Origin of the sequence: Burkholderia sp. 9775_39 (genome assembly GCF_015712225.1) — a bacterium.
Lineage (GTDB): Bacteria > Pseudomonadota > Gammaproteobacteria > Burkholderiales > Burkholderiaceae > Burkholderia > Burkholderia cenocepacia.
This window is the reverse complement of sequence record NZ_JACCQC010000026.1, coordinates 88,535-102,391: the sequence shown is the minus strand read 5'-3', so window position 1 is coordinate 102,391 and position 13,857 is coordinate 88,535. Positions and strand designations below refer to the sequence as shown.

At 68.1% G+C, this 13,857-nt stretch carries 10 protein-coding genes; 6 read left to right on the top strand and 4 right to left on the bottom strand.

The window, feature by feature from the left end; translation table 11 throughout:
- Positions 1–116 precede the first annotated feature (116 nt).
- Positions 117–506, bottom strand: a complete 390-nt coding sequence (locus H0X90_RS28300; RefSeq protein ID WP_006479996.1) for a fucose-binding lectin II — start codon at positions 504–506, stop codon at positions 117–119.
- Between the two features lie 944 nt (positions 507–1,450).
- Between H0X90_RS28300 and leuA the strand changes: the two genes are divergently transcribed.
- A complete protein-coding gene (gene leuA / locus H0X90_RS28295; RefSeq protein WP_171984153.1) occupies positions 1,451–3,160 on the top strand; it encodes a 2-isopropylmalate synthase in 1,710 nt (569 codons plus the stop codon).
- 71 nt (positions 3,161–3,231) lie between these two features.
- Here leuA and H0X90_RS28290 read toward each other — a convergent pair whose 3' ends face one another.
- Positions 3,232–3,945, bottom strand: a complete 714-nt coding sequence (locus H0X90_RS28290) for an autoinducer binding domain-containing protein (RefSeq protein WP_077189777.1) — start codon at positions 3,943–3,945, stop codon at positions 3,232–3,234.
- A gap of 196 nt (positions 3,946–4,141) precedes the next feature.
- Here H0X90_RS28290 and H0X90_RS28285 point away from each other — a divergent pair, with 196 nt between their 5' ends.
- Positions 4,142–4,957 (top strand): helix-turn-helix transcriptional regulator, encoded by an 816-nt coding sequence (locus tag H0X90_RS28285; RefSeq protein ID WP_006494483.1) that lies wholly within the window; start codon positions 4,142–4,144, stop codon positions 4,955–4,957.
- A gap of 30 nt (positions 4,958–4,987) precedes the next feature.
- Here H0X90_RS28285 and H0X90_RS28280 read toward each other — a convergent pair whose 3' ends face one another.
- Both H0X90_RS28280 and H0X90_RS28275 read right to left on the bottom strand, forming a co-directional pair.
- A complete protein-coding gene (locus H0X90_RS28280; protein WP_006490825.1) occupies positions 4,988–6,334 on the bottom strand; it encodes an aspartate aminotransferase family protein in 1,347 nt (448 codons plus the stop codon).
- Between the two features lie 56 nt (positions 6,335–6,390).
- Complete coding sequence (locus tag H0X90_RS28275) at positions 6,391–7,752, bottom strand: condensation domain-containing protein (RefSeq protein ID WP_077189776.1); 1,362 nt, start codon at positions 7,750–7,752, stop codon at positions 6,391–6,393.
- Positions 7,753–8,147: 395 nt separating this feature from the next.
- Between H0X90_RS28275 and H0X90_RS28270 the strand changes: the two genes are divergently transcribed.
- Genes H0X90_RS28270 through H0X90_RS28255 form a run of 4 tightly spaced genes read left to right on the top strand, consistent with a single transcriptional unit; the run spans position 8,148 to position 13,815 of the window.
- Positions 8,148–8,930, top strand: a complete 783-nt coding sequence (locus tag H0X90_RS28270; RefSeq protein ID WP_006479991.1) for a DUF3050 domain-containing protein — start codon at positions 8,148–8,150, stop codon at positions 8,928–8,930.
- Positions 8,927–9,316 (top strand): hypothetical protein, encoded by a 390-nt coding sequence (locus H0X90_RS28265; protein ID WP_006490841.1) that lies wholly within the window; start codon positions 8,927–8,929, stop codon positions 9,314–9,316. The genes H0X90_RS28270 and H0X90_RS28265 overlap by 4 nt, the downstream gene beginning before the upstream one ends.
- Complete coding sequence (locus H0X90_RS28260) at positions 9,313–10,239, top strand: diiron oxygenase (protein WP_006479989.1); 927 nt, start codon at positions 9,313–9,315, stop codon at positions 10,237–10,239. The genes H0X90_RS28265 and H0X90_RS28260 overlap by 4 nt, the downstream gene beginning before the upstream one ends.
- A gap of 9 nt (positions 10,240–10,248) precedes the next feature.
- On the top strand, positions 10,249–13,815 hold the full coding sequence (locus tag H0X90_RS28255) for an amino acid adenylation domain-containing protein (protein ID WP_077189775.1): 3,567 nt from the start codon (positions 10,249–10,251) through the stop codon (positions 13,813–13,815).
- Positions 13,816–13,857: the final 42 nt, after the last annotated feature.

The following is a 13,857-nucleotide window of genomic DNA, read 5'->3' as shown; positions in this document are numbered from 1 at the left end:
CTCCGGAGGGAGGGCGGGGCCGGTCGGGGGCGAGGCGCCGCCGTACCGGGCGCAAACCGCCGGCCGGCGCGGACGCGGCGCGGCCGGCGGCGGTCGGTCGTCGAATGTGCGTCAGGTCAGCCGATCGGCCACTGGAGCACGACGATCCCGTCGTTGTAGTCGCTGTCGTGGCCGTCTTCCGACACGACGATCCCGAAGTTGACCGTGAACGGCGAGCCGTCCGATTTCTTGCCGTTGATCGGCGCGAGGCGCGCGTCGGTCGCCGACGGCTTGCCGTTCACCGACACTTCGAAACGGATCTTGCCGTTGCCGGAATTCAGCGTGGCTTCGCGCGGGCCGTCGCGCGTCGTCAGCTTGTGATACGCGGCGGGTTCCTGGCTGTCGCCGATGAACAATTTGATGTGCTGTTGCTCGGCGGCATTCGCGAAGAAAATCGCGCGGAAATCGGTATTCGGCGGAATTGAGAATTCGCCGGCGCGGTTGGATGACGTTTGAGAATCAGCCATGCTTTTCTCCTGTGGATTATTAGGTAAGGCCAGGGGCCTCGTCGCGCAAACGTTTGCCGTTTGAAACGCGACGTACCGAGCATGACGAAAAATAAATAAAAAAATATTCGTACGTGAATGGCTATTGTTCAGTAAATCGAAAAGCAATGCCAATCGATTGAGCGAAAAGTAATTAATGAAGTGGATTTCGATATATTCGAGAAATTATATCGATGCGTGTATCGTTTTCCTGAACGATGCGCGAGCGGGGCGGGAGAGGCGGAGGGCAATCGGACTTCGGAGCAGACGCTCGGCGTTCGCATATGGCAGCGTTTCGTTTCAACATCAGCATCTCTGTCGTGGCCGCGCCCACCGGCCACCGTCGAACGCCCACACCGAAGCCCGATTGCAGGGAGGGGTGTGCGGCGCCGGCGAAGAGGATGGACCGACTCACTCCGAACATGAATAGGGCCTCACCGGCGCCGCACCCGTGAAGCATATCGATGGGGCCAGCCGCCGCCTATCGGACTGGACTGATTCTGCGCCAACGCGCGTGTCGGGGGACGACGCGGAATGAATGCGCCCGGTTGACAGCCGTGGCCACCCTGTGATTTGATGCCGGTCATGCACGCCGCCCAGTTCCTCTTCTCGCTACGACTACTAGCCCGTTTCTCCGGGCTGGGTCTGCGGCTGCGCGCTTTCCATCTGCTTCTTTCCTGAAGCGCCAGATTTTCCCCGCATCACCGACCTGGCCCCGGTTGTCGACCGGCGCCTGAGTTCGTCTTTCTTCCGTCACCACTCCGCTCCGTCCCGGTCGCCCAACCGCCAAGGCCGTCGTTTGCCGTACCGCTTTGCCGTTGTGCCGCTTTTTTGCCGTTTTCACCGCTGCGCACGTCGCCGGCTCCTGATGCCGATGGCTGCCGCGCCGCGCTTCACCGACAAACAGACCGAGGACCGACATCATGATGCTGAAGAACCCCGCGACGAAATACCGACCGTTCACGCCCGTCAACCTGCCCGACCGCACGTGGCCGTCGCGCACGATCACGCAGGCGCCGATCTGGATGAGCACCGACCTGCGCGACGGCAACCAGGCGCTGTTCGAGCCGATGGACGCCACGCGCAAGATGCGGATGTTCAAGACGCTGGTGGCGATCGGCTTCAAGGAGATCGAGGTCGCGTTCCCGTCCGCGTCCGAAACCGACTTCAACTTCGTCCGCGAACTGATCGAGGGCGGCCACATTCCCGACGACGTGACGATCGAAGTGCTGACGCAGGCGCGCGACGACCTGATCGAGCGCACCTTCGCGTCGCTGCGCGGCGCGAAGCGCGCGATCGTGCACCTGTACAACGCGACCGCGCCGGAATTCCGCAAGATCGTGTTCAGCCTCGATCGCGACGGCGTGAAGCAACTGGCGGTGAACGCGGCGCGCACGATCAAGCGATGCGCCGATGCGGCGACCGACACGCAATTCACGCTGCAGTACAGCCCGGAAACGTTTACGGCGACCGAACTCGATTTCGCGAAGGAAGTGTGCGACGCGGTGTTCGACGTGTGGCAGCCGACGCCCGAGCGCAAGTCGATCGTGAACCTGCCGGCCACGGTGGAAATCGGCACGCCGAATTACTACGCGGACCAGATCGAGTGGATGCACCGCAACCTCGCGCGCCGCGACTCGCTGATCCTGTCGGTGCACCCGCACAACGACCGCGGCACCGCGGTCGCGGCGGCCGAGCTCGCGGTGATGGCCGGCGCCGACCGGATCGAGGGCTGCCTGTTCGGCAACGGCGAACGCACGGGTAACGTCGACCTCGTGACGCTCGCGCTGAACCTGTACACGCAGGGCGTCGATCCGGGCCTCGATTTCTCGCAGATCAACGAAGTCGCGCGCACGTCCGAGGAGTGCACGCAGCTGCCGGTCCACCCGCGCCATCCGTATGTCGGCGACCTCGTGTTCACCGCGTTCTCGGGCTCGCACCAGGACGCGATCAAGAAGGGCTTCGCGGTTCAGCGCGCGGACACCGTATGGGAAGTCCCGTACCTGCCGATCGATCCGAACGACCTCGGCCGCACGTACGATTCGATCATTCGCGTGAACAGCCAGTCGGGCAAGGGCGGGATCGCATACCTGCTCGAACAGGGCTACGGCGTCGCGTTGCCGCGCCGCATGCAGGTCGATTTCAGCGCGGCCGTGCAGCGCCTGACCGACGAGAGCGGGCACGAGGTGACGAGCGCGCAGATCTGGGCGCTGTTCCAGCAGGAATACGTCGAAAGCGACACGCCGCTGCGTTATGTCGGCCATGAGCTGACCGAGCGCGACGGCCGCGAGACGATCGTGCTGACCGCCGACGTGCACGGCGAGCGCCGCGTGCTGCGTGGCGAAGGCAACGGCCCGCTCGACGCGCTGATGCATGCATTGCACACGCCGCTGCGGATCCAGCATTACGAGGAACGCGCGCTGTCGCAGGGCGCCGATGCGAAGGCGATCGCGATCGCCGAACTGGCCGGTACGGGCGTGCGCGGCAGCGCGTTCGGTGTCGGTGTCGATGCGAACCTGACGACCGCGTCGATTCGTGCGGTGATCAGCGGCGTGAACCGTGCGTATGCGCGCGCGGATGAGGTTGTGCAGGCAACCTTCTTTGCCGGACAGCCGGCGGTGCAGGCCGTCGCATAATCGGGTCGAAACCCGGGCGGCAGAGCCCGCCCGGGTTTTCCTTTCAGATCACGGCGCGCGCGTGCGCGCCGTCAGGGCAGCAGCCCGAGCATGGCGGCCTTGGTGGCCGCATGCGTCTTGTTCATCGCGTCGAGCTTCACGACGGCGTTCTGCAGGTGGAACTTCACCGTCCGCTCCGCGATCCCGAAGATCATCCCGATCTCGTAGGCCGTCTTGCCGTCGGCCGTCCACGCCAGTACCTCGCGCTCGCGCAGCGTCAGCCCGGTGCCGACCGGCGCGATCGGATCGGCGAGGCGCGGCATCAGGTACGCATGCGCCGCATGCGCGAGGCTCGCACAGGGTGCGCGCAACCGCGAGATTTCGTCCGCGTCGAGCGGCGTCGTGTCGCGCACGAGCGTCAGCACGCCGAGGTTGCCGGCCCGGTCGTAGCCGCCGTGCGACCAGCCGTAACGCATCCCGAAGCACGCCGCGTCGTGCCAGAACGCGGTGTCGCCCGATTCGTCGAACGCATTCCATACGACCGGCCGCGGCTGGCTCGCGACCCGCTTGATGATCGGATCGATGGTGACGTAGCCGAATTTCACATAACGGTGTTCCCATTCGCGTGGATGATTGCCGACGATCTGCATGTCGGGCCGGGCGAGCGGCAGCGTGCGGCGCAAGCCGTACACGCAATACCGGAATCCGAGCGCGGCCGCGGCGGCGGCAATCGGCGGGAACGCGGCTTCCGCGGTGGGTGCGCGCTGTAGTGCGTCGAAACAGTCGTGCAGTATTGTCAGGTCCATCGGTGATCCTCGTCGGTGTGGGCGGGCCGTACATTGCGGCCCGCGCGTATCCTGTTCAAAAGGACAGTTTTGAGGCGAAGCCGACGCCGGTTTAATGGCGGCTGTTCGCACGACGGGCCCGCTTGCGCGGGCACTGTCCCCCCGTCGTTTCACGTGTTGCGGTACCCCTCCGGTTTCGTATCAGGACTGATCGACCATGACCAGCGTTCAAGACGTGCCTCTCCTCGCGCGCGCCGGTGCGCGCGCGTTCGCCTTCGGCGGGATCCGCGCGATCGAACCGCCCTGCGCGTCGGCCCCCGCCCGCGCGCTTGCTCACGAGTATGCCCCGCACGCGCATCAGGCCGGGCAACTATTGTTTACGACGCGCGGCGTATTAGTACTCGACGTCGAAGGCCAGCGCTGGATCACCCCGCCGCTGCGCGCGATCTGGATTCCGGCGCGCACCGTTCATGCGATGCGCGTGGCCGACGACGTCCAGCTCTGCTCGCTCTATCTCGGCGACGCGCTCGGCGCGCGGCTGCCGGCCACGCTGTGCGCGATGACCGTCTCGCCGCTGCTGCGCGAGCTCGCCACGCGCGTGTCGCATCCGTTCGATTGCAGCGTCGACCACGATCCGCTCGTGCGCCTGTTCGCCGACGAACTGAGCGAACTCGCGCAGACGCCGCTCACGTTGCCGCTGCCGCGCGACCGGCGTCTGCTGAAGCTGTGCGAGCGACTGCAGCGCGAGCCGCACTGCGAACTGCCGCTCGACACGCTCGCACGCGACGCCGCGCTGAGCGCGCGCCATCTGGCGCGCCTGTTTCGCAGCGAGACCGGCATGAGCGTGGCCGCGTGGCGCCAGCAACTGCGGCTGTCGATGTCACTCGCGCTGCTCGCGAGCGGCATGCCCGTCACGCAGGCCGCGCACCAGGTCGGCTATCGCAGCCCGACCACCTATGCGGCCACCTTCAAGCGCGCGTTCGGCGTCACGCCGAGCCAGTACCTCGCGGCGGCGGAAGCGGCGGCGCGCTGACCGCCGCCACTGCCGCCCCTGCTGCCGCGTTCAGCGGGCGGTCCAGCGCGGCACCGCTTCGAACGCATGCTCGATCGCATGCACGATCCGGTCGACGTCCTCGCGACCGATCACGAGCGGCGGCGCGATCGCGAGCCGGTTGCCGAGCGAGCGGATCAGCACGCCGGCATCGCGCGCCGCGTCGGCCAGTGCGGCCGCATAGCCGTCCGACGGATCGATCGATTCGCGCGTGACCTTGTCCTTCACGAGGTCGATGCCGACCAGCAGGCCCTTGCCGCGCACGTCGCCGACCACCGGATAGCGGTCGACCAGCGGCTGCAGCCGTTCCAGCAGGTACGCGCCTTCGCGCGCCGCGTTGCCGGCGAGATCCTCGTCGACGATGATCTGCAGGTTCGCGAGCGCGGCCGCGCAGACGATCGGGTGGCCCGAGTAGGTGTAGCCGTGCATCAGCGTGCCGATGCCGCCCGGGTTGGACGCGAACGCGTTCTCGATGCGACGGTTGACGACGGTCGCGCCGAGCGGCAGATACCCTGACGACACGCCCTTCGCCAGGCACATGATGTCGGGCGCGACGCCCCAGCCGCGGCTGCCGAACGCCGCGCCGGTCCGGCCGAAGCCGGTCACCACCTCGTCGGCGATCAGCAGCACGCCGTGGCGGTCGCACACTTCGCGCACCAGCGGCCAGTAGTTCGCGGGCGGCACGATGATGCCGCCCGTCGCCTGCACCGGTTCGGCGATGAAGGCGGCCACGGTATCGGGGCCCTGGAACAGGATCTCGCGCTCGACGAGCGACGCGCACAGGCGGCCGAGCTCTTCCGGGTCGTGCGTGAACGGGTTGCGATAGATCCACGGCGTCTCGACGTGGAAGCAGCCGGCGAGCGTCGGCTCGTAGTTGCGGCGGTAGACGGTGTTGCCCGTGACGGAGCTGCCGCCGAAGTGCGAGCCGTGATAGGCCTGGCGCAGCGCGATGAACTTGGTGCGCTCGGGCTGCCCGGACACCTTCCAGTACTGCCGCGCGATCATCAGCGCGGCCTCGACCGCGTCCGAGCCGCCGGAGCCGAAGATCACGCGGCTCATGTCTTCCGGCTGCAGCATGCCGACCAGCCGCGCCGACAGTTCTTCCGCGCGCGGATGGCTGAACCCGGCAAACACCGGGTGATATTCGAGCTCGTCGAGCTGCCGGATGATCGCTTCCTTGATTTCCCGCCGGCCGTGGCCGACGTACACGTTGAACAGCGACGCGACTGCGTCGAGATACGGCCGGCCGGTGTCGTCGTACAGATAGCAGCCTTCGCCGCGCGTGATGCGGACCGGCGGGCGCGACGCGGCGAGCGGATGTTGCCGGGGATGCCAGAAGCGCGATTCCGAATAGGACATGACAGGACTCCGTAGTGATTCGGTTTGACGGGGCAACACGGTGACGCAGGTGGCGCTCAGCCGGCGAGCGCCGCCGGTTGAAAGTCGAGCCGGCTCTCGAGCGCGCCGAGCGTCGCGAACGGTTCGTCGAGCGCGACACGCATGACAGTCAGGAACTGGCCGACGTGGGCGTTCAGCGCATCACGGCTGTAGTACTGCGGACTCGCGTCGAAGTCGAAGCGCAGCGGCTCGCCGTTGCGGCGGTCGGTCAGGTTCACCATCAGGTCGTCGGTGGTGCCGACGGACAGGTTGTGCGACGTCGTCACGCAGTCGCCGAACCGCAGGTCGTAGTCGAACGCCATGATGTTGATCTCGGGGCCGAACACGCCCTGGCCGTTGTCGAGCGACGTCAGCTCGCGGTGCAGGTCGCCCATCCGGTAGCGCTGGTGCTGGCGCAGCGCGATCATCTCGCGGTTCGCCTGGCGGCACAGATCGTCGAGCGTGTGGCCCGGCTCGACGTGCAGGCGCAGCGGCAGCATGTTCGCGCACTGCGCCGGCGTGCGGCGCTCGCGCGCCGACGTGCGCGCCATCGCGGCGACCGACAGCACGATGTCGTGCGCGCCGGTGTTCAGGTACAGGTACGCGGCGGTCAGCGCGGTGACGAGCCGCGGCACCGTCGACGTGAAGAGATCCCTGGCGACCGCCTCGAGGCGTGCGCTTTCGGTTGCGGTGGCGAGGCGCGTCTCGCGCAGGTCGGGCCCGTCGTCGCGCTCGGGAAAGCGAGCGGGGCCGGCGAGCGTGACCGTGCGCGGCTGGTCCGCGAAGCGCTCGAGCCAGTAGCGGCGATCGTGCGCGAACTGTTCGGACGCGCGGTACGCGTCTTCGTCCAGTTGCAGCTCCGCGAGCGACGCGAAGCGCGCAGGCGGCGCCTTGGCGCCCGAGGCGAATGCGTTGTACAGCTCGGCGGCGCGCGTGGCGATCAGGCTGCCCGAATAGCCGTCGACCAGGATGTGCGCGTAGCCGTGATACCAGTAGTAGTGATCCGGCGCGATGCGGTACAGCGTATGGCGGAAGAACGGCCCGCGCGCCAGCTCGATCGCGCCCGTGCAGTGTGCGCGCATGCCGGCGAGCGCGATGGCGTGCGCGTCTTTCGTGCCGGCGAGGTCGACGTGTTCGAGCGTCCAGTCGTCGGCGAGCGCAGCATCGAGCACGCGCACGGGCGTGTCGCCATCCAGCACGATCCGCGTCGTGTGCAGCGTCTGCGCCTCGCGGATCACCTGCCGCAGCGCGCGTTCGAATGCACCGGTGTCGAGCGCGCCGCGAATGTCGAAATACTCGGCCGCGTAGATATGCGTCGACGGGACGGGATACGCGAGCGCGGCCTCCCAGAAATCCCGCTGCGGCGCGGACAGCGGCAATTGAAGCGTCGAATCGGTCACGTCGTTTCTCCTGGAAAGCTTATTCCGGTGGATGAATTAAATGCGCGTATTTGTTTAATGAAAATACATATTCGCATCGTGCATTTCATTTTTGATGAATCGCAATTCTTATCCTAGACAGCCCGATTTGCGGCTGTCAATTCCATGCGGTTTTGTTGGTAATGCGTCAAAGCCTTACCGGTAAAGGCTCTGATGGATGGGTGAGTAGTCTGGTCCGGAAAGAATATGAGAATGTCCGTTTTGAATAGGCGGCAAATTGGCAGCTTATTTAGCATCGACGCCTGAAATTGCTGCGCAAGCCGAAAACGGCATGCAGGCAATTCGCCGGAAACGGTTTCCGGCGCCGGAAGCCGGCGCAGTGGGCTGGCGCGAGCGGACATTACTAGGAGAGTCCCGTGAATCAACTGGAAGGGCTGGAGCGAAAAATCGGCGAGCAGCACGAGCGGCTCGCGCATCATCCGGTGTTCGGATCGATCCGTACCATCGACGAGCTGCGCGTGTTCATGGAATGGCACGTATTCGCCGTGTGGGATTTCATGTCGCTCGTGAAGCGGCTGCAGCAGGACCTGACCACCGTCGCGGTGCCGTGGGTCGCGCCGCGCAACGCGAACGCGTCGCGCCTGATCAACGAGATCGTGCTCGGCGAGGAATCGGACGAAACGCCGAACGGCCACATGAGCCACTACGACCTGTACCTGCACGCGATGCGCGATGTCGGCGCGTCGACCTCGCGCATCGAGGAAATGGTGTCGCTGGTGCGCTCGGGCTTCTCGGTGTCGGCCGCGCTGAAGGCCGTCGATGCGCCGGAGCCGGTGATCCGCTTCGTCGAGGCGACGATGGCCGCGTGCACGTCGGGCGCGACGCACCAGGTGCTCGGCAACTTCTTCTACGGCCGCGAGAACGTGATTCCCGACATGTTCCGCACGCTGCTCGACGAATGGAAGATCGAGCGCTCGTCGATCCCGCTGCTCGTGTATTACCTCGACCGCCACATCGAAGTGGATTCGGGCGAGCACGGGCCGGCGGCGCGCGCGATGATCCGCGAGGCGGCCGACGGCGACGCGGCGAAGCTCGAGGAAGCGCTGCAGGCCGGGCTCGATGCGATCGACGAGCGCATGCGTCTGTGGGACGGGCTGCTCGCGCATCTCGGCCAGACCCGCAACGTGGTGCCGGCATGAACGCGCGCGGGCTGTCGGAGCGCATCGTCGATTTCGCGGCGCTCGAGTGGGAGCACCCGGCGGCGTTCGACGACGGCATCGACCAGGTCGTGCTCGTCGATACGCTGGACGAGCACGCGAAGCGCGGCATCCGGACCCGGATCGTGCGGTTCGATCCCGGCGCGGGCACGCGCGTGCCGTTCCTGCACGACTACCACGAGGAAGTGCACCTGATCGACGGCGACCAGAGCCTGGTCGACGTCGCGACGCGCGAGTATCGCGCGACGTATCGGGAAGGCAGCTACTTCGTGCGTCCGGCCGGCACGCCGCATGGCCCGTTCCGCAGCGACGCGGGCTGCCTGCTGCTCGAAATCCATTACTACGGTTCCCCGGAGGACACGCGATGACGACCGCCGTCACCTACGTGAGCCACGTCGATCGCTGGGAGGCGCGCGCGACCGTGCGATCGCGCCCGCGGCGGATCGTCGAGGACGACGAACTGCGCTACTACCCGCTCGAACGCCAGCCGCTGTGCGCGCACCCGGCGATCGTCGACGCGGGCGATGCGGTGCGCGATTTCGTCCTGCTGCAAAGCTTCTACAAGTACATCCAGGACGTGATCATCTTCGAGACGGAGATCGTCAACGCCACCGCGTTGCGGATCGCGCGCGGCCGCTTCGCGCATCCGTTTCCGTTCGCGTGCCGGCAGGATGCGATGACGGTGGTGATCGACGAGGACTACCACGCGTACGTCGCGATGGACTACCTGCGGCAGGTCGAGGAGGCCACCGGCATCGCGCCGCTGCCGCCGAACAGCGAGATCGAGTTGTCGCGGGCGATTCCGCGCGCGGTCGAGCGGGTCGGCGCGCAGTATCGCGACGGCATGGAGCTGCTGTGCGTCGCGATCTCCGAGAACACGGTCACGGCGGAAGTCGCGGCGTTCTCGCGCGACGCGACGCTCAAGCGCTCGGTGAAGGGCGTGATGGCCGATCACCTCGCGGACGAAGGCCGTCACTCGGCGTTCTGGATCAATCTCGTGAAGCTGTACTGGTCGGAGATCGACGAACCCGCGCGGCTCGCGCTCGGCGAAGGGCTGCCGTGCTTCCTGCGCGAATACCTGAGCGCCGACCTGCAACTGCAGTTCGATCGCCGCCTGATCGATGCGCTCGACCTGCCGGCCGCCGAGCGCGCGCGGATCGCGGACGACATGGTCGGCGCGTATCCGATCACGAGCCAGCATCCGATGATCGTCAACATCCGGCAGTTCTTCCGGATGAGCGGCCTGCTCGATCACGCGCCGACCCGCGCGGCCTTGTCCGACTACCTGTGAGTCACGTCGATGAAAGCGATCATCATTGCGATCGGCGGGCAGACCCGTCTCGCCGCACGGCTGGCGTCTGAACTCGAGGCGACCGGTCATACCGTCTGTATCGCCGACGGACGCGACGGCCCGTTGCGCGACGCGGCCGATGCGCTGCTGCTGCCGGCGCCGGCGCCCGAACCGTTGCGCAACGCGGCCGAGTGGTCGATCGTCTGCGGCGCGCCGGACCCCGCCGTGCACTGCGCGCACGCACGGCCGCTGCATTGCGAGATCGTCGCCGATGCGTTTCCGCCGCGCGAGGTACGCGTCGCGTGGCTGACCGACGCGGCGCCGGGCGACACGCGCGTGCTGGCCGACGCGACGCTCGCGTTCGGCGCGGCGCTCAACGGCGCCGATCTCGCGGACGAGATCGCCGCGTGCGCGGTCGATCTGATGCACGAAGTCGCGAGCGGGATCGCCCGCGAGCTGAGCGACCCGAACGACGCGCCGCGCGCGACGCCGCCCGGGCCGGCCGACATCGTGCTGGATCTCGAACGGCTGGCCGGCTGGCACGCGTCGAACGACACGGCGGCCGAATGGCCGTGCGAGCCGTCGCTGCCGGAACTCGTGTCGCGTGCGGCGGCCGCTGCGCCGGACGCCTGCGCGCTCGTCGCGGCCGACGGCCAACTGACCTATCGCGAGCTGGTCACGCGCGCCCGCCAGGTTGCCGCGCGCATCGCCGCGCGGCCGGCCGCGCCACGCGTGGTCGCGGTGCGGCTCGACAAGGGCGTCGCGCTGTATCCGGCGCTCGTCGGTGTGCTGGGCGCCGGCGCGACCTGCGTGCCGCTCGATACGGCGTTTCCGCCCGAACGGGCCCGGACGATCCTGCGTGAATCGGGGGCGCAGGCGCTCGTCGTCGGCGGGGCGGTCGAGCCGGCGCTGCTCGACGGATTCGACCTCGACGTGATCGACTGCGGCGCGCACGCGGAAGCGGACGCGCACGCCTCACCCGATGCGCTGGCCGGCCAGTGGCCGCTCGAACGGGATGCGGACCGCGATGCGCGCTGCGCGGTCGCGATCTACACGTCGGGTTCGACCGGCGTGCCGAAGGGCGTGATGCTGTCGCACCGGAACATCGTGCAGTTCTGCCACTGGTATCGCGCGCACGTGTCGCTCGATGCGTCGTCGCGCGTGCTGCAGTTCTCGACGGTCGCGTTCGATGCGTCGCTGCTCGACATGTTCCCGACCTGGCTCGCCGGTGCGACGCTGGTCGCGCCGAGCGAAGCGCAGCGCCGCGAACTCGACGCGCTCGCGACGCTCGTCGCCGACGCGCGCATCACGCACGCGTTCCTGCCGCCCGCGCTGCTCGCGGCGCTGCCGGATTGCGACTGGCCCGCGCTCGCGCATCTCGTCACCGGCGGCGACGTGTGCGACCCCGACACGATCGCGCGCTGGAGCGCGAACCGGCGGCTGCACAACATCTACGGGCCGACCGAATGCACGGTGCTCGCGACGACGGGCGAACTGCGCGCCGGCGACAGCAACCGGCGCATTGGCCGGCCGATCGCGAACGCGCGCTGCCATGTGCTCGCGGCCGACGGCCGTCCGACGCTCACCGGCGAGGAAGGCGAGCTGTGCATCGCCGGCGCGGGCGTCGGGCTCGGCTATCTCGGCCGGCCCGACCTGAGCGCCGAGCGTTTCGTCGCCGATCCGTACGGTGCGCCCGGCGCGACGATGTACCGGACCGGCGACATCGCGAGCTGGGAGCCGGACGGCACGCTGCGTTACGTGGGCCGCCGCGACGCGCAACTGAAGATTCGCGGTTTTCGCGTCGAGCCGGGCGAGATCGAGACGGCCGCGCTGACCGCGGGGCTGTACCGCCAGTGCGCGGTGGTGCCCGACGAGCGCAAGCGCATCCGCCTGTTCGCCGCGAAGCCGGTCGACGCGGCGGCGACGCCCGACGCGCTGCGCGCCGTGCTGGCCGCCACGCTGCCCGACTACATGGTGCCGTACGGCATCACGGCGCTCGACGTATTGCCCGCGACGCCGAACGGCAAGATCGACCGCGCCGCACTCGCGCGCCTGCCGGTGTCGCGTGCGGGGAGCGACACGCGCGACGCACCGCGTGGCGCGCTGGAGCTTCGTCTCGCCGCGATGTGGGCGACGCTGCTCGAACTCGCGCCGGACGAGATCGGTCGCGACGCGTCGTTCTTCGAACTGGGCGGCCATTCGTTGCTGGTGTCGCGGCTGATGCTGGCGGTGAAGCGCGAGCTGGGCGGCAACGCGGCGCTCGCGCGTTTCATGGAGCGGCCCACCATCGCCGCGCTCGCGGCGCTGCTGACCGACGAAACGGGCGAGCGCGGCGCGAACGTGCCGGCGCGCGTGCACGACGATCGCCGCCTGCCCGACGACGTGCGACTGCCGGCCGGCCAGCCGGCGGGCGACGGCCCCGGCGCGGTGCTGCTGACCGGCGCGAACGGTTTCCTGGGCAGCTTCATCCTCAGCGAACTGATCAGCCGCACGAACCAGATCGTCTACTGCGTCGTGCGCGGCGATGACGATGCGAGCGCGCGCCGGCGGCTCGACGAAGCGGCGTTCGTCAACGGGCTCGGCCATCTGTGCGGGCATCCGCGCGTGCGGGTGCTGCGCGGCGATCTCGGCGCGCCGCGCCTCGGGCTGTCGGATGCGGTGTGGCAGACGCTCGCGGCCGAGGTCGGCGCGATTCATCACAACGGCGCACACGTGAACCACGTGTACGACTACCCGTACCTGCACGCGGAGAACGTCGGCTCGACGCTCGAACTGCTCCGCCTGTGCTGCAGCGGCCGCCGCAAGGCGCTGCATTTCGTATCGACGCTATCCGCGGCGAGCGCGACGGGCCCGACGGGCCGCCTGATCGAGGCGGCCCCGTCGGAGGCCGGCCCTGCCTTCGTCAACAACGGCTACAACCTGACGAAGTGGGTGTCCGAGCATCTCGTTGCCGAAGCGGCTGCGCGCGGGATCGACACGACGATCCTGCGGCCCGGCAACATCACGGGCCATTCGCGCACGGGGCTGTGCCAGCCGGGACGCAACCGCATCCTGCTGCTGCTCAAGGGCGCGGTGCAGCTCGGCTGCGCGCCGCTCGCGAGCGAGGGCGGGCTGTTCGACCTGAGCCCGGTCGACTACCTGGCGCGGGCAATCGTCGCGTGCACGCTCGACGGTGCGCGCACCGAGCGCGTGTTCCATCTGCACAACCCGCGTCCGCTCGACTGGGCCGGCTACCTGCGCGCACTCGCGCGGCGCGGCTATCCGCTGCGATTCGAGGCGCCCGAGGTCTGGCGCGAGCGGCTGTTGTCGATCGACGAATCGAATGCGTTGTTCGACGTCGTCGCGTTCTATCTCGACGACCGGCAGGACGATATCGGCGACATGGCCGTGATCGATCACGCGCGCACCGAGGCGACGCTGCGCCGGCTCGGCGTCACGTATCCGGACAAGGACGACGCGCTGCTCGATGCGCATTTCGGCTATCTCGCCGAATGCGGCTTCATGCCGCCGCCGCCCGAGCCGGCGCCGCGCGCGAACGACGCCCGCCGCGACGCCGAGCCCGAACCCGCGTGGTGAAGACGTACCCCGTTTGATCAATCGCTGTCATCGCATCATTCA